This window comes from uncultured Ellagibacter sp., assembly GCF_934617235.1.
In the GTDB taxonomy this organism is placed as follows: domain Bacteria; phylum Actinomycetota; class Coriobacteriia; order Coriobacteriales; family Eggerthellaceae; genus Ellagibacter.
The window spans coordinates 1-19577 of sequence record NZ_CAKTTZ010000027.1; the positions used below are offsets into that span (position 1 = coordinate 1).

The window sequence follows — 19577 nt, forward strand, 5'->3', positions numbered from 1 at the left end:
CCCCCGGCGAGAATGCAGCCCGCGAGCGCGCGGCCACCGTGCTCATGCGTGCCTTCGACCTGGGCATTCTGAAGTAAATTGAAACCTTGACGTTGCTGGGAATCTGCGGCGTCATCAAGATCCGCCGAGGGAGTGGGGTAAACTCTCCCTCGGCGGGGTTCTCATTTCGCCTTGGCAGAGGGATTGCTGAGGCGGCGCGTCAATAGGACATCGAACGAGAGAGGAAGACTATGGCTGAGACAAAGACCAAAAAGCGCGTGCTGAACGCGGTGATGGTCGCACTCTGCGCCGTGGTCGTGTTTGCTGGCGCGATGGCGGTGACGAGCTTGCGCGATTCGGATTCGACCGAGCTTGCCGAGCCGAACGCCCCGACACTTTCTGCTTCCCCAGCCGAGGGGGAAAGTTTTCCCGATGCACAAGATGAGCTTGCCACTGACCAGGCGAAACAGGAAGCCGAACAGGCTCACGCCTCCGAGGGAGAAACTCCCGGTGCCCCAACTTCGGGTTCTACGGGCACTCCGAGCGAATCCACCGCACCTTCTTCCAGTGCTTCTGCCTCGGGCGACGAAAACGTTGCGCAGACCTGTACGATCGAGGTGCGCTGCGACACCATCCTCGACAACATGGGCGATCTGGCTCCGGGCAAAAGCTCCTGCGTGCCCGGCAACGGCGTGATCTTGTCAACCTCTACGGTTCGCTTCGCTCAGGGCGACACGGTGTTCGACGTCTTGAAGGCCGCGTCCTCGGCCACGGGATTGCAGCTCGAATATTCCTACACCCCTGGCTACGGCTCCTATTATGTGGAAGGCATCAACAACCTCTACGAGTTCGATTGCGGCAACGAATCGGGTTGGATGTACAAAGTGAACGGCTGGTTCCCGAACTATGGTTGCTCGGAGTACCAGGTGCATGACGGTGACGTTATCGTGTGGTGCTACACGTGCAAGGGATACGGCGCTGACCTGGGCGCATCGGTGGGGTAGGCTATGATGAAGAAGAACACGAGAAGGGAACGCGTGGCGGCGGATCGCGCCTTAGCGGTGGTGCTCTCCCTTGCTCTGACGTGCTCGTTCGCCCCGATGCCATCGTTTGCTGCCGACGAGCTGGCCCCCAGCTTCGACTCGGACGCCCCTACTTCCATCGAGGAGAGCGCCTCGACCTCGACGCCCGCCGAGGGTTTCGGTTCCGCCGCCGTCGAAGGGGAGGACCATGACCCCGTCCCCGCCGAGAGTGCCGATCCGACCCTTATCCTCGCCTCTGCACCTGATGAGGCGCTTGCTTCTGGTTTCGACGGCGCTTCCGACCTTGACCCCATCCCCGCCGAGAGCGCTTCCGACCCCGCTGGCACGATCCCCGCTCCGCGCGCCGGCGCGAACTACGGGGAAATCCTCGCGGAAACCGTCGCCTATCTCTCGGCGAGCGTTCCCAATCCTGAGGTTTCCTCCATCGGCGGTGAGTGGGCAGTTATCGGCCTTGCGCGCAACGGCAGCCTCTCGGCGGAAAAGACCGTGTCCTACTACACCAACCTGGCGCGAACGCTCAGGGACACGAACGGCGTGCTCCATCGCGTGAAATACTCGGAGTACTCGCGCGTCGTGCTCGCGCTATCCTCGCTGGGCTTCGATCCGACGGATGTTGTCGGCTATGACGTGCTTTCGCCCCTTGGCGACTTCGACCAGGTATGCTGGCAGGGTGTGAACGGCCCCATCTGGGCACTCATCGCGCTCGATTCGCGCAGCTACGACGCTCCAGCGGCTCCCGAGGGCAAGCGACAGACGACGCGCGACGCGCTCATCGACGCCATTCTCGAGTCCGAAATCGCGGGTGGGGGCTGGGCGCTTTCCGAATCGACGCCCGACGTCGACATGACTGCCATGGCGCTCATCTCGCTTGCCCCGTACCGCAGCGCGCGGGCAGACGTTGCAGCCGCGGTTGAGCGGGGGCTTGCTGTCCTTTCGTCTCTCCAAAACGACGATGGGGGTTACGGCGGAGCGGGTTCTGCCAGCTCGGAAAGCTGCGCTCAGGTCGTCGTCGCGCTTGCCTCGCTCGGCATCGACCCGGCATCCGATGAGCGCTTCGTGAAAGAAAACGGGTCGGTGCTCGATGCCTTGTGCGCCTTCGCGGTTTCCAGTGGGGGATTTAGGCATGTTGACGATGGCGAAGTGAACGGGATGGCGACTGAGCAGGGCTTTTATGCGCTTGTCGCCTACGATCGACTACTTTCGGGGAAGACGTCGCTTTTCGACATGAGCGACGTTGCGGATTCGGTTCCGCCCGAAGTTCCCTCCGACCCCGACCCCGCGCCTAACCCCGATCCTGCGCCTGATCCCGACCCCGATCCCGCGCCGAGCGGTCAGCCTTCTGGCGGGATGGGCATACCGGGAGGCGTCGTGCCGTCGGGCAAGACGATCTTCTCGGCCAAGGCGGCAACGGCGCCTGCCGAGGAGAAGATGCTTGCGACCTCGTCGCTTTCTCCTGAAGAAGCCTCAAGCGAAGATGCCCTCGACGCGAGCGCCTCCAATTCTCAGGGCGTTGCGGCTTCAGCGCTCGGCGAGCTGCAAGGCGAATGCTCCCCGGCCGACGCCGCCAACGATAACGCCTTGTCGCCGTGGCTTTGGGCGGGCATCGCCCTCGTCGCGGCATGCGCGCTCGCCGCGCTCGGGGTCTATCGAGCAAAGATCGCTCGCAAGGACGCCCAGGCGGGGGCGGCGCAATGAGCGTTGGTGCCGCAGCGAGAGGCGCGGGCTCGGTAAGGGGCGCAGATGCGTTTGGGACATATCATCCCGCGCTCGGCCTCGCCTTCTTCGTAAGCGCGATCGTCCTTGGCATGTTCGTGCGGAACCCAGCGTTCCTTGCAGCGACCGTGGTGTTCTCGGGGCTTTACTACGTGGTGCTCGCGGGGGTGCGCAGCGTTCGCATGCTTGTAGGGATGGCGGTGCTCGGCGTTGCGGTCACCGTGCTGAATCCCCTGTTCAACACGGCTGGGAACGTCGTTCTCTTCACCTACTTCGACAGGCCCTACACGCTCGAGGCTCTCGCGTTTGGCGCTCAAACGGCAGCGCTTCTTGTGGGGATGCTGCTGTGGTTTTCCTGCTATAACATCGTCATGTCGAGCGACAAGTTCACCTACTTGTTCGGTCGCATGGCCCCGTCGGTCACGCTCGTGTTCACCATGGTGCTCCGCTTAGTCCCTACGTATCGCCGCAAGATCGACGAACTTGCGGCAGCGCGTTCGGGAATCGGGCGCAGTCCAGCGCGCGGCACGCTTTCGGAACGCGTCGGGAGAGCGTCGGCCCTTCTTTCCGCGCTTGCCTCATGGGCGCTCGAAGGCGGCGTATTGACGGCCGACTCGATGCGCAGCAGGGGCTTTGGCCAGGCGAAACGCACGGCGTACGCGCGCTATCGCTTCACCGTGCGCGATGGGGTGCTCCTCGCGTGCATGGCGGCGCTTGTCGCGGTATCGGCTGCTACAATCGCCAGCGGGTGCGCCGATGCAACCTTCGTGGCGCCAGGGGGGGCAGCGCCAACGGGGACGGTGCTCGACTTCGCCACGTTCTTCGGAGCAGCCCCCAATCCCGCCTCGCTGTGCGGGCTTCTTGCGTATTCGACATTCATGGCGCTGCCATCCGCCATCACCATTGGAGAGAGGGTCATATGGCTCATTTCGCTATCGAACAGCTGACGTTCACGTATCCCGGCGCGGCGCGTCCCGCCCTCGACGGCGTGTCGCTTGGAATCGAACAGGGGAGCTATGTCGTCATCTGCGGAAAGAGCGGATGCGGCAAGACGACGCTTCTGCGCCACCTGAAAAGCGTGCTCACGCCGCATGGCGATCTTGCCGGCCGCGTTCTCTTCGAGGGGGTGCCTCTTTCCGAGGTGCCGCAGCGCGATCAGAGCTCGAAGATCGGGTTCGTCATGCAGAATCCGGATGCGCAAATCGTGACCGATAAGGTGTGGCATGAGCTGGCGTTCGGCCTGGAAAGCTTGGGGTGCGACAAGGACTCGATGCGTTTTCGCGTGGCGGAGATGGCGAGTTACTTCGGCATCGAAAGCTGGTTCCACAAAGACGTCCGCGACCTGTCGGGTGGTCAAAAGCAGCTGTTGAACTTGGCTTCCATCATGGCCATGCGCCCGAGCGCGCTCATCCTCGACGAGCCAACAAGCCAGCTCGATCCCATCGCGGCATCGAATTTCCTCGCCACCGTGCGCAAGATCAACCTCGAGCTGGGGGTGACCATCATCTTGACCGAGCATCGTCTGGAAGACGTGTTCGCGTGCGCCGACAAGGTGGTCGTCATGTACCGGGGCGCAGTCGCATCGGTTGGCGACCCGCTTAAGGTTGCCCGCGAACTCCACGCATCGGGAAACGACATGATGGCGGCGCTGCCTGCGCCCCTGCGCATCTTCTACGGGATGGAAACCGCTCGCGCGGCGGGCGTGGGGGAGACGCCTTTGGCGGGTTCGGCGGCTCCCGCGAGCGTGACGGACCCACGGGATTCGGCGGCTCAGGCGAGCATGGTGAGCCTGCGGGACGTGGCCGACGCGCGAGGCGCATTCGGCTCGCACGCCGCGCATGCGCCCCTCACCGTGCGCGAGGGAAGACGCTGGCTTTCGGACCTCGCTTCCAACGAAAAGGTGCGCCCGAATACGATTCCCGCAGATGAGCCGCTCGATGCGGTAGAACACCCGGCGCTTTCGCTCAAGGAGGTATGGTTTCGCTACGAGCGCGATCTTCCCGATGTGCTCCGCGGGGCATCCGTTGACGTTGCGCCTGGGTCGGTTCTCGCCATCATGGGCGGCAACGGCGCCGGCAAGTCGACCATGCTTCGCGTGGCCTGCGGAATCGCAAAGCCCTATCGCGGTACGGTACGCATATTCGGTAGGAAACTAAAAGATTGGAAAGCGGGAAGCCTCTTTGATGGGTGCCTTGCCCTTCTGCCTCAGGACCCGCAGAACCTCTTCGTCAAGAAGACGGTGCGGGAAGATTTAGCCGAGATGCTTGCAGGTGCGCACCTGTCCGAGTCCGAACGCGCGCAGCGAATCGAGCGCGTCGTCGACGTGACCGACATCGGAAGCTTGCTCGATTCGCACCCCTTCGACCTCTCGGGTGGCGAGCAACAGCGCGTGGCGCTTGCGAAAGTCCTGCTCACCGAGCCGAAGATTCTCCTGCTCGACGAGCCGACCAAGGGCATCGATGCCTTCTTCAAGCGCAAGCTCGCCTCGGTGCTCGACAAGCTCAAGCAGCAAGGCGTGGCCATCGTCATGGTGTCACACGATATCGAGTTCTGCGCGCGCTACGCCGATGCGGTGGCCATGATGTTCGACGGCGAGATCATCGCCGAAAGCACGCCGCGCACGTTCTTCTCGTCGAACAGCTTCTACACCACGGCGGCGAACCGCATGAGCAGGCACGTGTTCCCGCGCGCGATTACCGACGAGGATGTGATCGGGCAATGCATGCTGCGCTAGAAAAACAAGCCCGCTGGAAAACCATCCTGTCGTGGCTGGTCGTCGTTGTGCTCACGCCGATCACGGTGTGGGCGGGAACGGCTTTCGGCTCGGGGAGCTACTACGTGACGAGCATCCTTGTCATCGTCTACGCGATGGTCCCGTTCTTCGTGTCGTTCGAGGCTCGCAAACCGCAAGCTCGCGAGCTCGTGATCATCGCGGTGATGTGCGCGCTCGCCGTGGTCGCGCGCGTGGCGTTCATCTGGGTTCCGCACTTCAAGCCCATCGCGGCTATCGTCATGATCGCGGGGGTTGCCTTGGGGTCGCGCTCGGGCTTTCTTGTGGGGGCGATTTCGCTGCTCGTCAGCGATTTCGTCTTCGGTCAGGGACCGTGGACCCCCTGGCAGATGCTCGCCTACGGCCTTGCCGGCTTCGTCGCCGGATTCCTTGCCGAGCGGGGAGCAATCCCTCGCAGCAATTTAGGCAACCGCGCGAAAACGGTGCTCTCGCTTGCAGGCGCGGCGTTCGTCGTCGTCGTGGTCGGGCCCATTTTGGACACGTGCTCGCTGTTCACGATGGTCTCCGTCATAACGCCCGAAAGCGCCATCGCCATCTACGCGTCTGGTCTTCCGGTGAACGCGGTGCAGGCGGCGGCCACGGCAATCACGCTGTTCATTCTCGCCAACCCGCTGCTCGGCAAGCTCGAGCGCGTGCGCGTGAAGTACGGTCTTGCGAGATAGGGGGCGCATGAACTTCGCATCCTATCATCCCGCGTTGAACCTGCTGTTCTTCGTCGCCGTGATTGCGTTTACGGCCTGCTGGACGCGTCCGGGCCTTGTCGCGGTCTCGCTTTTGTGCGCCATCGCCTACGCCGCAAGGCTTCGTGGCCCTCGCGCCGTCGTCTTCGGAGGCGTACTCATCGTCGCGGCGCTCGCTTTCGCGGCGCTGTTCGCGCTGAACGTTCACTTCGGCGTGACGAACCTTGCGCGAACCCCCATCGGCAACAGCATCACCGTCGAGTCACTGACCTGCGGCGTTATCGTGGGGCTCAAGGTTGCGGCCATCCTCGTGTGGCTCTGGTGCGCCCTTTGCATCTTCACCGCCGACAAGGTGGTGTTCCTTTTGGGGCGCGTCTGCCCGAAGGCTGCGCTTTTGCTTGCGGTGATGCTTCGTGCGGTGCCGATGGTTCGCGATCGTGCCGAAAAGATCGCCGTCGCGCAGTCGGGAATCGGGAAAGGACCAGGTCAGGGAAGCATCCTGCGCCGGATCGTGAACGCGCTGCGGAGAGGATCTATCCTCGTTTCCTGGTCGATCGAGCGATTCGTTGAGATGTCGGACTCCATGAGAAGCCGAGGTGGAATCTTGCGCGGGCGCACGGCGTACTCGCTCTACCGGTTCGACAATCGCGACCGTTTGCTCGCCGTTATGCTCGTGGCCCTTGTTACGGTGTGTGCTGCGGCGACGGTTCTCGGTCAGACGCGCATGCTCTTTAGCCCCGTCATCGTGCTGCCGAGGGTGTCGTCTGTAGGCGTTGCTGTCTACGTGGCGTTTTTCGTGTTGTGCCTTTTGCCGCTCGCGCTTCAAACGGTTGGCGAAGCCTCCTATGCGCGAAGGGCGGCCACTGTGCCGAAGAAGGGACATCTATTCGTGTCGCCAAGGGAAAATCAAGGCCCACTAAAGAGGGAAATACAAGAGAAAGGAAGGACCGCATGACCGTGAAGAGGAAGCTCATCTCCTTGCTTTTGTCCGCAGTTGTTGCCTGCGGGCTTGTCCCAAGTATGGCGTTCGCCGCGATAGGCGATATCCCATCAGGGGAAACGCCGATCGGGCAGGTGCATATCAGTATTAGCGACACGGTTGCGCGCCCCGCGGGTACAGGCTATCCCGCGCCTTGCGGTACCATCGCCGAGGGGGATGTCGACCTGTATCCTTCCGACAGCGCGATGTCGGCAATCGTGCGCCTTGCGAACGAGAAGGGCGTTGCCGTCGTCGGCGCGGACAAGGGATACATCACCTCCGTCGCGGGGTTCGGCGAATTCGACTGCGGAAAGAAAAGCGGCTGGATGGGGACGATCGATGATTGGTTCGCGAACACGGGCCTCTCTTCGGTGACCGTAAGCGCCGGTACCCTGGAGCCAGGCGACGAGATCGACCTCATGTACACAGTCGACGGCGGCCCCGACCTTGGCAGCAACTGGAGCAGCAACGACAAGACGGTGGCCTCGCTCGCGGTCGGCGCGGGCATTTTGTCCCCGTCGTTTAGCGCTGACGCCCATTCGTATACCCTTAAGCTGCCCGAAGGCTCGACGAGCGTGGTGCTCACGCCAACGGCAACGAACAAGAACTTCCAGGTGAAGGCACGTTTTGGCGACACATGGTACAAGCGCGGCGCGGAAATTCCCGTCACGAGTGGCTCGGTGATCGAGATAGTTTGCGGCGATCCGAGTTGGCCGACCATGAACGACGCCGCGAATGTCCCCGCGCAGCGCTACGAGATAACCGTGCAGATAGGCTCCTCTGGCTCCGTCTCCGTCTTCCCCGACGTGGATTACTCGGAGTCCTCTTGGTATGGCGATGCTGTGACCTTTGTGGCTGCACGCGGCCTTATCACCGGCTACACCGATGGCGACAAGGCGGGGCTTTTCGGCGTGGGTGATACCCTCACGCGCGGGCAGCTCGCCACGATCCTCTGGCGCAACGCCTGCCCCGACGAGTACGCATCCTACGACCCCAAGACTGCCAAAAACGAGATCGATATTGCGGGCTCAGCCGATGGCATGTACTATACCGCGGCTGTGAACTGGGCCTTCGCAAACGGCGTGATCACCGGCATCGAGCATCCGGATGGCACGAGGGACTTCGCCGCTGAGGGCAAAGTCTCCTTCGAGCAGCTGATCACCGTCCTTGCACGCCTGTGCGCAGCTCCCGGCGAGCTTGAGTCCGCGGGTAGCGACCTGTCCGCCTTCGCCGATGGCGACTTGGCGAGCGACTGGTCGCGCAACGCCTTCGCGTGGGCTGCCGAAAAGGGGCTCGTCGAGGGCTACGATTGGCCTGCTGGCAAGTTTCTTGTGCCTGGTGAGAACGTCGCCCGCGAGCGGGTGGCCGTCGTGCTTATGCGCGCTTTCGAAATGGGAATCATATAGGAGCCGCACCTTTTCTGTTTCGGCGGGACGGCGAAACGGGAAGTCATCTGATGAAACGATCGTAGGAAGAAGTGCCATGATTCACGTGTATTACGGCGACGGCAAGGGGAAAACGACGGCGGCGATGGGTCTTGCGCTGCGCATGCTCGCTGCCGGTGGGGGCGTTGTCATCGTGCAGTTTCTGAAAGATGGCGAAAGCGGCGAGGTGCGCATGCTCTCCGACCGGCTCGATGTCCCCGTGTTCGCAGGTGCGCCGACAAACAAGTTCACCTGGGAAATGACTGATGAGGAACTCGTGGAAACGAGCGAGGCCCACGATAAGAGCCTCGCTTCGGCGCTTGCCGAGGTGGAGGCCTCGGGTGCGCGGATGCTCGTGCTCGATGAGGTGCTCGACGCGCTTTCGATGGGGCTTGTCGATAAGGCAGCTGTTGCCCGTGTGCTTGATAAGGGGGCGGGCAAGCTCGAGGTGGTGCTCACCGGGCGCAACCCGAGCGAGGACATTATTTCGCGCGCGGACTACCTGACGGAGATGAAGTGCCGAAAGCATCCGTTCGAGAGAGGGGTCGCATCGCGTAAGGGCGTGGAGTACTGATTCTGTGTCCGCCGAAGCATGTGGTCGCGCGGCGTGCCTCGCGGAGTGTTGCGCTTCTACCAGTAAGGCCTGTTCGGGGCCTTAACGGAAAACGAGCGCCAGGTGATCGGTCCGGCGCTCGTTTTGAGAGGCGTTTCAGCTATTGGTTGTGGGCGCGGCTTTCGCCCTTGTATGTGTAGGAAACTCCTCTCCTCGAAAGGTATGATACCTAAGGAAATTATTGAATTGCAGTCGTGATTTTCTTATTCCGATGTGCGACAATGCTTCTTGTTGTGCATCCATAAAGTGCAATCAGACAGTCGCGTTTTAGCTTTGAGCGCCCCTCGTAGCGCTTGCCGAGTACTCGCAGACAGTTTGCGAATGTCCTCCTTGCATCCGTTTCGCCATGCGTATCTCGCAGCGCCCGTTTTCTCATTTTCCCCTCATCTCGCTTGCGAAATAAGTAGGTTGCTCGCAAGCAAACCTTCCCTAATATGGAAATGCTGTGCAGCCAAGGTGTGCAAGCTGCCCTTTTATTGCCTTAAAATGCCGTTTCGGCTACAGCTTCCCCTTGTGAAGTGCACAAAAGCCTCTAACGCCGCTATAATCCAGTAAGTTTGAACAGAAGTGCCGCGACGGAATGCGGCTAAGCCAAAGTTCGCCCGTTCGCGGGTGGCCACAAGTTGTAAGGGGCAGGGCTGGTGCTCGACCAATTCTTCTCGCAGATATCGTTTGTGGATATCTTCAACTTCTGCGTCTTCATCACGTTTACTATTTGCTATACCTATCAGCTGTACTACGTGCTTGTCGTTCTCACGCGCAAGCCGAAGCAGCTCGTCGCGAAAAAGAACCACCGATATGCCGTTGTCGTTTCCGCGCGCAACGAAAGCGCAGTCATCGGCGACCTCATCCACTCCATCAAGGTTCAGAACTATCCGACCGAGCTCATCGACGTGTTCGTCATCGCCGATAACTGTACCGACAACACCGCCGAGGTGGCGCGCGAGGCGGGTGCGACCGTTTTCAAGCGCTTCAACACCGAGCAGGTTGGCAAGGGCTACGCGCTCGATTACGGCTTCAAGATCATTCGCAGCCAGTACGCCGATCGCGGCTACGAGGCGTATTTCGTCTTCGACGCGGACAACGTGCTCGACGTGAACTATTTCCGCGAGATGAACAAGACCTTCGACAACGGCGCGAAGGCGTCCACGAGCTATCGCAATTCCAAGAACTATGACTCCAACTGGATTTCCGCTGGCTATGCCGTGTGGTTCCTGCGCGAGGCAAAGTTCCTGAACCAGGCGCGCCTCACGCTCAACACGAGTTGCGCGGTGTCGGGCACGGGCTTCTTCATTGCGGCAGACATCATCGAGAAGAACGATGGTTGGAGATGGCACCTGCTCACCGAGGACATCGAGTTCTCCGCGAACAGCATCCTCGAGGGAACGCGCATAGCCTACACTCCGACGGCTGTGCTCTACGACGAGCAGCCGGTTACCTTCCGCGATTCCTGGAATCAGCGTTTTCGCTGGGCTAAGGGCTTTTACCAGGTGTTTTGGCACTACGGCGCGCGCCTTGCGAAGGGTATTTTCACCAACCCCAAGGGCTCTCGCTTCGCCTGCTACGACATGCTCATGACTATCGCGCCGGGCATGCTGCTCACCATCGTGTCGGTCATCTTCAACACGATCATCATCGTGCTTGCCGCGACGGGCGCCATGTCAACGGGCGTCATGATTGCAAGCTCCATCTCGTCGATCTTCTTCTGCCTGTTCAACTACGTGATGTTCATGTTCCTCTTCGGCGTGCTCACCACGTTCGTCGAATGGGATTCCATCCATTCCACCACGCGCAAGAAGGTGCTCTACATGTTCACCTTCCCCTTCTTCATGCTGACGTATGTGCCCATCGCGCTCGTCGCGCTTGTGAAGAAGTGCCAGTGGAAGCCGATCAAACACAGCATCTCGGTCGACGTCGAGGAGTTTTCGGAGGCGCAGCAGGGCATCGCCGCGCAGAAGTAAGCTCATCGGCAACATCTCTTAGAGCACACGGTTCCTAGTGGAGGGCCCCTTCGGGGGCCCTCCGTTTTTAGGTTTAGGAAGACGTGGAACGCGAAAATGCCGAACAGGTAGCCGGCACGGGTAGGCGGAGGCAGGGGCACGTTGGTGGCGGGTGAACGCGTCAGCGACGCGAGCAGGGGGAGTGTGGGCGGGTGCAGCTGCAGCGCTGGTTGTGAGGAAGCTGGCTACAAGAAGGCAGGTCGCGAGAGGACAGGGCGCGCGAAGGGTGGTTGCACGGAGGCAGGTCGCGAGAAGGCTGGTCTCTCCCTTGGCGAACTGTCACGCCCGCGCGAAGGTTAGGCAGTGCACGTCGCGTCCGCCTGCTTCCCGAATCGCGTCGCATGCGGCGAATAGCGTCGCCCCCGTGGTACAGACGTCGTCGATGAGCAGGATGCTCTCCGGCGCGCTGGCACCCGGCGTTGCGGCTATTGCGTGCGCCATGTTCCCCATACGTGCGCGCCGCGAGAGTGCGCGCTGGTCGTGGGCGTGAGGAGAGGAAAGCAGGGGGACGACGGGGCGCCCGATCGCAAGTGCCACCTCCTGCGCGAGCAACTCCGCATGGTCGAACCCTCGGCGAGCGCGAGCCTTGCGGGTGGCGGGAATGAAGGTGACTCCCGCCACCTCGCTCGCGATCTCGGGGGAAAGGTAGCGCGCCATGTATCGCGCCATTTCCGCCGCAAGCCGCTGCTCGCCTCCGTCTTTGTAGACGACGACGATGCGGCGCGTGCTCTCGGTGAGCTCGAAAGGGCTCGCGAGGCTCGAGAACGCCACGTTCTTGCGGCCTGTTGCAGCGAGCATCACGGGGTTGCATTCGGTGCACTGCGCCTGTCCCCAGGGGGCGCCGCAGATGGGGCACGCGCGCCAAAGGTCGATGAAGGGAAGCTCGCTTCTGCAGCGTTCGCACAAAAGCTCACCTGGTTCGTCGCAGATGGCGCAGCGGGTGGGCCAAAGCGTTTCCGCGACAGCTTGTGCTGCCGCCTCGGCATAGAGGTGCGCGGTGCTGAAAAGGGTGCTTGTCGTGAAGGCTGCCATAGTGCGGATTGTAGCGAGCAGTTCTTGCAGATGGTGCGCGCACACCTTGTGGAAATGCGGCGCGATGGGAACAGGGGCGACCGTGCTTTTCCAACTAGTTGCGGGGATTTCTATCAACACTGCCAAGACTCTGCGGGTTTTCCCGTCGGGATTTCTCCGGGCGTGCGCATATTCCTCCTTCCGTTCGCTCCTGCAATTCGAAAAAACCTTGCAAGAACCTGGCGGGCGCAAACAGGCGGAAAGCCCGATGCGCAAAACCCCTGGTGAGAATCAAGGGGAGGGTTAAGCGGCCGAAGGAAATTCTGGTTGGATGTGACGGAGTTGCGTTCGAGCAAGCTTGTCGAACCCCCGTGCGTGCAGAAAATAAGCCCCAACCTGCCAGTTTTTCGGCAGTCTTCATCAAATGGAAGGGTGGTGCAGGGAAGAAAGAAACGGGCGCCCCAAGGCCCGCATTGATGACCTGGAGTTTCTTGTGTCGCAAAACGAGAGCTTCTCGGCTAAGCCAACGGAGGGCCCCTCAGATTGATGAAGACTGCCGATTATCTGGCAGGTCTCCCCCTGATTCTCGATCGGAGATTCGCGTCCCCATTCCGCATTCCGCTGCCATTTTCCTTCTCGAATCTTGGCCATGTGCAAGAGATACAAAAATTCGCACTGATATTGGATTCTGAGCACATACTCATCCCATCTCGCGCTTCCTATACTTCAGGGCAGAGAGAAGGCCTGATGAGGGCCTCCTTCAAAAAGGAGAGAGAGGAGCGAGAAGATGAAATACAACGAGAATCTCTATCGCAAGGAAAAGCATTGGAAGGAAGGGGAGTTCGACGTCTACCGCAACATGCAGTGGACGGGCCCTGGTTGCCATGAAGGCTGTGGCGTGCTGTTCTACGTTAAGGATGGTAAGGTCGACCATATCGAGGGCGACCCCAACGACGAGTTCAGCCGCGGTCGTCTGTGCATGCGCTGTCTGAACATGGTCGACGAGGCCATCAACAACCCGACCCGTTTGGGCCACCCCTTGAAGCGTGTAGGCAAGCGCGGCGAGAACAAGTGGGAGCAGATTTCCTGGGATGAGGCCTACGACATGATCGAAGAGCATGTCCGTGCTGCCTGGGACGAAATCGGCCCCGAAGCGATTGTCGCCCTTGAAGGTACCGGCCGCAACGTCGTGTGGCAAGTTCCCCTGCTTGAGTACTCTGCGTTTAAGAGCCCGAACTTCGGCTGCGGTTTCCTCTCTGGCGACTCGTGCTATCTGCCGCGCTGCTCGGCTTCCGTGGGCGTAATGGGCGGCCCTGCCGTCGTGGACTGCGGCCAGTACGACCCGCGTCGCTACGATAACCCCGAATACAAGTTCCCCGAGGTCATCCTCCAGTGGGGCTGCAACGCCATCAAAACCAACGCCGACGGCTTCCTCGGTCACTGGCTCGTCGACTGCATGAGGGAAGGCGGCTCCAAGCTCATCAACGTCGACCCGCGCGTTACCTGGATGGGTTCGCGTGCTGAGTACAACATCCAGCCGCGACCCGGCACCGACGCTGCCGTCGCGATGGCTATGATTAACGTGATCATCGAAGAGGACCTCTACGACCATGATTTCGTTGAGAAGTGGTGCTACGGCTTCGATGCGCTGCGCGAGGAAATGAAGGACAAGACACCGGAATGGGCTGCAGCAATTGCCCAGGTTGACGCTGACGATATTCGCGGGGCGGCTCGTCTTTATGCATCTGGCAAGCCCTCGGCCTTCCATTGGGGCCTTTCGACCGACATGACGCCGAACGGCGTTGGCCAGGCCCATGCGTTCATGGTGCTCGAGGGCATCACCGGCAACGTCGATGTGCCCGGCGGCAACTACCTGGCGACTGGCCCCTATGGCGTCGATGCGCTGTACGGCTGCGGTTACAATTACTTCATCTCGCCCGAACTTCAGGAGAAACGCATCGGCGTCGAGAAGTATCCGATGCACAAATACGGCGCTGCAGCCTGCGCTGTTGGCGATGAGATCCTGCTTCAGCTTGAGACCGAGCAGCCCTACCAGATCAAGGTTATGTACCTTGCGGGCACGAATCCCATCGTGAACATGGCTGCCGAAGCGCCGCGCGTTTACAAGGCGATGCTCAACTGCCCGTTCATCGTGGTTGCCGATATGTGGATGACCCCGACCGCGACCGCCTGCGCTGACCTCGTCCTGCCCGTTGCCATGAGCTGCGAGCGCGATTCCTTCCGCGAATGGTGGACCCCGAGCCGCGCGATCACCAAGATCACCCAATACGAGGAAGCGAAGTCCGACGAGGAGATTCTCGTCGATCTCTCCCTGCGCCTGAACGGCGACAATGTGCCGTGGCACGACGTCGAGTCCCTGCTCAACTGGGTGCTGGCCAAGGACAACGCACCGCGCACCTGGACCGAGCTCAAGGACATAATGTACGAGTACAACTTCCAGGGCTACCGCCGGTACGAGTCGGGTAAGCTGCGCCCCGATGGCCAGCCTGGATTCAACACGATGACGGGCAAGCTCGAACTGCAAAGCTGCCTTCTGGGTGCGCTCGGCTATCACGATCTGCCGTATTTCGAGGAGCCGCCCGAGAGCCCCGTTTCGGCGCCTGAACTCTACAAGGAGTACCCGCTCGTGCTCACCACCGGCAAGCGCCACTGGGAGTTCTTCCACTCCGAGCACCGCAATATGCCCACGATGCGCGAATTCCGCCCCGAGCCGACCTTCGACATCAACCCAGTTGACGCCGAGAAGTACGGCATCGAAGACGGGCAATGGGTGTGGATCGAGAATCAGCGCGGCCGCTGCCGCCAGATTGCCCACCTGGTTCCGACGATGAAGGAAGGAGCCATCTGCGCCGATCATGGCTGGTCGTTCCCTGAAACCGAGGAGGCGGCGCCGAACCTGCAGGGCATCTGGGATGTCAACATCAACAACCTGACTACCCAGTGCGTGGTCGGCGAAACCGGCTACGGCGCGCCCTATCGCTGCCTGCTGTGCAAGATCTACCCGGTGACCGAAGAGAACAGCAAGGTGACGCCTACCCAGGTCGTTGCCCAGATGATCGCGGATGCGGAATAGGAGGAAAGAGAAATGAGCGCAAACGGCCTTTTCATCAACTACGAGTTCTGCACCGGCTGCCACAGCTGCGAGGTGGCGTGCAAGAAGGAACACAAGCTTCCCGAGGGCCAGTTCGGCATGCACGTGCTGCAGGATGGACCGCGCCAGATGGAGAACGGCAAATGGGAATTCACCTATATCCCGTACCCTTCGCATCAGTGCGATCTGTGCGCCGAGCGTACGGCGGAGGGGCGCCTTCCCACCTGCGTACATCATTGCCAGGCGGGCGTCATGGAGTACGGCCCACTCGATGAGCTTGTGAAGTACGCCGAGAAGTACCCGAAGTCGATGATTTACTCGCTGTAGAGATCTTTCGGCTCCTAAAACCTCCTCGCCAGACGTAAGCCGGGATCGCATCTCTGAGCGCGAGCCGGCTTACGTTGTGGGCGGCGCTACGGTTTATTGTCGTCCGTCAACCTTCGTATGCGCGGGGTAGTGAGGTCGGAGGGCTCATCCTTCAGAGCGCCCACCCTCCGGTCCGCGCGCGGGCCGATTTCTCCGTGTGAAAGGAGTCTTGCTATGGGCTGCATGAGCTGCAACCCCTTCTGCGGGAAATGCCGTCCGCCTCACCCCAAGCCAATTGTCTGCAAGGCGTGCGGTAGACTCGTGATGCGTGGTCGCTATGAGGCGTGGGTGTGTCCCCGTTGCGGCGCCGCCCTGCCCCCTCGCGAACAACTCCGTTGCAACTGGACGGGCCTTCTATGCGACATTCCCTGCATGTACAACGTGCGCGAGAACCCGGCTGGTGAGCTTCATCCGTGCAGATGGCCCGATGGCAGCCATCTCTACAAGGGTTGATTCAGGGTCCGTCAGACTGAGCCCCAGAAGTCCTGGGCGCGTTAATCCAGAACCCCGAAAAGGTAGTGCAAAAACAGACGCGTGTCGCAGTTGTCGAGGTCGAGTCGATAGTCGGTTTTAATCTTGTTGAGCCGATAGACCACGGTATTGCGATGCATGTTCATAAGTTCGGCCGTCTTCTTCACGCTGCAATCGAAGTAAAGATAGATTTTCAAAAGGCCGAAATCGTTGGTCCCGTTTTCCGCATCGGCGCGGCGGAGCCTGCTCACAATGTTTGGGGATGCGGCATACTTCGCGAGGAACTCGGCAGTGTCGGCGTACGGATCGACCAGGTAGCAGGGGAAATAGCGGTTGAATCGGAAGACGCAGTCGATGAAAGGCTCGCTGGACTGCAAGGCGAGGTACTTCGAAAAGTTCTTCTGGCCGTACTCTAGAGCGACATCCGCTTCCATGCGTCCCATGTGGCAGTACTCGAGCAAATCGAAACGCGACGAAAGACCGATCCTGGCCTTAAGGCGGGAAACGGCCTCGAAGAGCGCTTCCTCCATGGCGGCAATCTTTTTTGAGCTTCGCTTTGCCGAAATCATCAGCACGTAGATGCGTTGGTCGGCTATCACGGTGCGGCACGCTTGGAGTCCCGTGCGGATCTGATGCGCGATATGCGCGACGCCGCCGCACTCTTCGGCACCCGCGATCACCGCTATTTCGAAAACACCCTCGATCGGCAGGTCGAACAGGCGAGCCTTCTCTTTGAAATCGTAGGGATCGTGGATGTTGTCGCTCATTATCGACGAGAGAAACGCTGCCCCTTTCTCATGCGAGGGAAGGGTCGTTTGCCAGAATCGGTCGAGGCAAATGCCGACTTGGTCGGCGAGCAGGTCGAAGAGGAACTGCTGCCAAGGTGTGATGGAATCGGAAGACACCATAACGAGATGCGCTGCGTAGTTTCCCCCGAGGCGATACACTCGCGACATGTTGGGGAGAGGATTGATGGCGTTGCCGCCCTGGTCGAGGTGGCTTTTGTTCTGCGCGTGCCAGCGTTGGTCTTGCGCGAGCCGCTCGATTGTCGGAATCATGGACGTCGGGTAGCTGCCCGTCTCGATAAGCGCGCGGCTCATGTCGTCGAGGGGAGGGAAGTGCGGCGTTGCGGCGACCCGCGCATAGAGCGCATCGGAAAGGGCGATGTATTCCCCGAGCAGCTCTTCGCCAAGTTCGATGAGCTGCTGGGTCGAGCAGTCGTGAAGGACGAGGCGCGACATCTCGGCGTCCCATTCCCGTATCCGAATGAGGTGGCGGTTGATCGCGCTGCAAACGGCCGCGGGGGAAAGGGACGTGAATGCGATGGGGAATGCCCCTGGTGAGCCCTGGGCTGTCGACGCATGTTCCGCCTTCGTCGTGCTGCAAGCCGCTGTCGTTTGCTTCGTTTCCGAAGTATCGTGGGCGGGTGGGACTTGCTTCATTCCCGATGCATCAAACTCCCCTTGCTCTCCGGCAGCTTCGGGCGAGGCAATCGCGAGAAGGGGCCTTGTCCGCTTGCCGTGCGCCAGCTTGAGTGCGCACTCGTAGGGAACGACGAGGAGTGTCTGCTGGTCGCCGCTTGGCTCGTAGGCCGATGGAGCTGGCTGGTCATAATTCGGCTTGCGCGGCGACAGCACTTGTTCGTCATCGCCCGACTCGCGCGCCGACGACGCTTGCGGGTCGCCTGGCTCTTCTGTTGGGGCATCGCTGCTGGCGTAGGAAAACGTGCGCAGGGCCCAATCGGGTGGAACCTCAACGGGCACCCCGATTCTCTCGAGGCAGGGTTCGATGATGCTGAGCGGGAAAAGCATGAAGACCCCCTTTAGCATGCGGCTTTCGTCACGTCGCGCATTCGTTTGACCCCATATTACTCCAAACGCCTTCTTTTCCCACTTCCATGTGGAATGATGCGTGTGCTGCTCTTCGCCGTTGCTGTTCTGTTACACTGAAACGTGCTTCTTTCGGGTCTGTAGTTGCGGAAGCGCCTCGAGCGTTTCTCAGTCCAAGGCAGACGCGGTCGAAAGGATCCACGTAAGTTGCGCGTCCTGCGCGCAGCGAGCATGGCGCGTCCTAGAGGTAAGTCGCACCGCCCGATTCCATATTCGTGCGGCACAAGGCCGCCGCGGGCGAGAGGTACCACGGGTGCAAGCTCACGTCCCAGTGCGCGAGTGTGGGGGCAAAGACTAGGTCAGCCGGAAGAAGCGCATGAAAAGGAACAGACGGAGGTTACGGTGACGAAGCGTTTTCGGAAAGCTATCCTTTGCGTAGCGATCGGTTGTGTCATGGCGTTTGCGGTCGCGTTGACGGGGTGCTCGAGCGACTCCACCTACGAACCTGAGTCGAAGACTCCCCAGGTTCAATCCCCGACCATCAAGGAAAACGGCGTTCTGCGCGTCGGCGTGAACACGGGCCGCGCCCCGCTCGCCGGCATGTCGGGCAACAAGATCGTCGGCATCGACGTCGATGTGGCGGCCGCGATTGCGGACAGCCTCGGCCTGAAGCTTTCCATCGTTGACACGGGCAGCGACCCCGAAGGTGCGCTCAAGGACGGTTCGGTTGACATCGTGCTTGGCATCGACAAGTCCTCGAGCGACGGTTCGTTCTGGAAATCCGATTCCTACCTGCCTACGGGCATCGCGCTGTTCGCCATGTCGGAGAACGCCGCTGTCCCGACTGCGACGACTGGCGCCAAGTTCGCTGCGCAGGTTTCCTCCACGAGCGCTTGGGCGGTCATGAACGAATTCGGCGACACCTCGCTCACTTCCACCTCCAGCCCGAAAGAGGCGTTCGCTGCCTTGAGCTCGGGGCAGGTACAATATGTCGCTGCTGACGCGGTCATCGGCAAGTACTATGCGAACGGGTCGAACATCAACGCGAGCATCGTCGCGCTCATGCAGCAGCCGAGCGGCTATTGCGTCGGCGTGCTCGACAGCAACTCCGATTTGAAGACCGCCATCGCCAACGCTGTGAGCTCTCTGAATTCGAACGGCGTCATGAGTGTTATCCAGTCGAAGTGGCTGGGTGGCAGTATGGACCTCTCGTCGGTGAAGCTTACTGCTGGGGCGACGTCAGGTTCGAAGGCGAAGTCGGACGCGACGGCCAATGGCACGACCTCGACCGACGCAGCGTCTGCTGATGCGAGCGCGCAGGGTGCCACCTCGACCGATACGACGTCGGGCGGCGCCTCCACGGCTGGGTCGAACGCCGTGAAGGCTTCGTAAGCTGCGACTTCTCGTGTGACGGCGTGCCGCTGCCTCATCCATAATTCATAAGCGAGCTTTTGGCTCCCTATGAGAAACGCCTCCAAAATGGGAGGCGTTTTCAATGAGTGCAGCGATTCGTGCCAGAATCACTCTATTTCGATGTACTTTTTCGACCCGCAATGTGGGACAGGG

At 60.8% G+C, this 19577-nt stretch carries 14 protein-coding genes; 12 read left to right on the forward strand and 2 right to left on the reverse strand.

What is annotated here, in order from left to right; genetic code table 11:
- Positions 1-230 precede the first annotated feature (230 nt).
- The 9 genes from Q0G85_RS06445 to Q0G85_RS06485 all read left to right on the forward strand — a co-directional run bounded on the left by Q0G85_RS06445 (position 231) and on the right by Q0G85_RS06485 (position 11183).
- Entirely contained in the window at positions 231-983 is a 753-nt protein-coding gene (locus Q0G85_RS06445; protein WP_297155910.1) for a DUF4430 domain-containing protein, read from the forward strand.
- Between the two features lie 3 nt (positions 984-986).
- Entirely contained in the window at positions 987-2717 is a 1731-nt protein-coding gene (locus Q0G85_RS06450; RefSeq protein ID WP_297155911.1) for a hypothetical protein, read from the forward strand.
- Positions 2714-3682, forward strand: coding sequence for an energy-coupling factor transporter transmembrane protein EcfT (locus Q0G85_RS06455; protein ID WP_297155913.1), 969 nt, complete (start codon positions 2714-2716; stop codon positions 3680-3682). Before Q0G85_RS06450 ends, Q0G85_RS06455 begins: the two co-directional genes overlap by 4 nt.
- Positions 3655-5469, forward strand: a complete 1815-nt coding sequence (locus Q0G85_RS06460) for an ABC transporter ATP-binding protein (RefSeq protein ID WP_297155915.1) — start codon at positions 3655-3657, stop codon at positions 5467-5469. Before Q0G85_RS06455 ends, Q0G85_RS06460 begins: the two co-directional genes overlap by 28 nt.
- Positions 5454-6188, forward strand: coding sequence for an ECF transporter S component (locus Q0G85_RS06465; RefSeq protein WP_297155916.1), 735 nt, complete (start codon positions 5454-5456; stop codon positions 6186-6188). Before Q0G85_RS06460 ends, Q0G85_RS06465 begins: the two co-directional genes overlap by 16 nt.
- Positions 6189-6195: 7 nt before the next feature.
- A complete protein-coding gene (locus Q0G85_RS06470) occupies positions 6196-7161 on the forward strand; it encodes an energy-coupling factor transporter transmembrane component T (protein WP_297155918.1) in 966 nt (321 codons plus the stop codon).
- Positions 7158-8591 (forward strand): S-layer homology domain-containing protein, encoded by a 1434-nt coding sequence (locus Q0G85_RS06475; RefSeq protein ID WP_297155920.1) that lies wholly within the window; start codon positions 7158-7160, stop codon positions 8589-8591. The genes Q0G85_RS06470 and Q0G85_RS06475 overlap by 4 nt, the downstream gene beginning before the upstream one ends.
- A gap of 76 nt (positions 8592-8667) precedes the next feature.
- Positions 8668-9183: a cob(I)yrinic acid a,c-diamide adenosyltransferase gene (locus Q0G85_RS06480; protein WP_297155921.1), complete on the forward strand. Its 516-nt coding sequence runs from the start codon at positions 8668-8670 to the stop codon at positions 9181-9183.
- 680 nt (positions 9184-9863) lie between these two features.
- Complete coding sequence (locus tag Q0G85_RS06485; protein WP_297155923.1) at positions 9864-11183, forward strand: glycosyltransferase family 2 protein; 1320 nt, start codon at positions 9864-9866, stop codon at positions 11181-11183.
- Between the two features lie 318 nt (positions 11184-11501).
- Here Q0G85_RS06485 and Q0G85_RS06490 read toward each other — a convergent pair whose 3' ends face one another.
- Positions 11502-12374: a double zinc ribbon domain-containing protein gene (locus tag Q0G85_RS06490; RefSeq protein WP_297155954.1), complete on the reverse strand. Its 873-nt coding sequence runs from the start codon at positions 12372-12374 to the stop codon at positions 11502-11504.
- A gap of 646 nt (positions 12375-13020) precedes the next feature.
- On the opposite strand from Q0G85_RS06490, the gene Q0G85_RS06495 reads away from it, so the two are divergent.
- Positions 13021-15327 carry a molybdopterin-dependent oxidoreductase gene (locus Q0G85_RS06495; protein WP_297155926.1) on the forward strand — a complete coding sequence of 769 codons (2307 nt, stop codon included), beginning with the start codon at positions 13021-13023 and terminating at the stop codon, positions 15325-15327.
- Positions 15328-15339: 12 nt separating this feature from the next.
- On the forward strand, positions 15340-15672 hold the full coding sequence (locus Q0G85_RS06500; RefSeq protein WP_297155928.1) for a 4Fe-4S dicluster domain-containing protein: 333 nt from the start codon (positions 15340-15342) through the stop codon (positions 15670-15672).
- Positions 15673-16205: 533 nt separating this feature from the next.
- On the opposite strand, the gene Q0G85_RS06505 is transcribed toward Q0G85_RS06500, so the two are convergent.
- A complete protein-coding gene (locus Q0G85_RS06505) occupies positions 16206-17993 on the reverse strand; it encodes a CdaR family transcriptional regulator (protein WP_297155930.1) in 1788 nt (595 codons plus the stop codon).
- A gap of 420 nt (positions 17994-18413) precedes the next feature.
- Between Q0G85_RS06505 and Q0G85_RS06510 the strand changes: the two genes are divergently transcribed.
- Positions 18414-19403, forward strand: a complete 990-nt coding sequence (locus tag Q0G85_RS06510) for an ABC transporter substrate-binding protein (protein WP_297155932.1) — start codon at positions 18414-18416, stop codon at positions 19401-19403.
- The last annotated feature ends 174 nt before the right edge of the window (positions 19404-19577 follow it).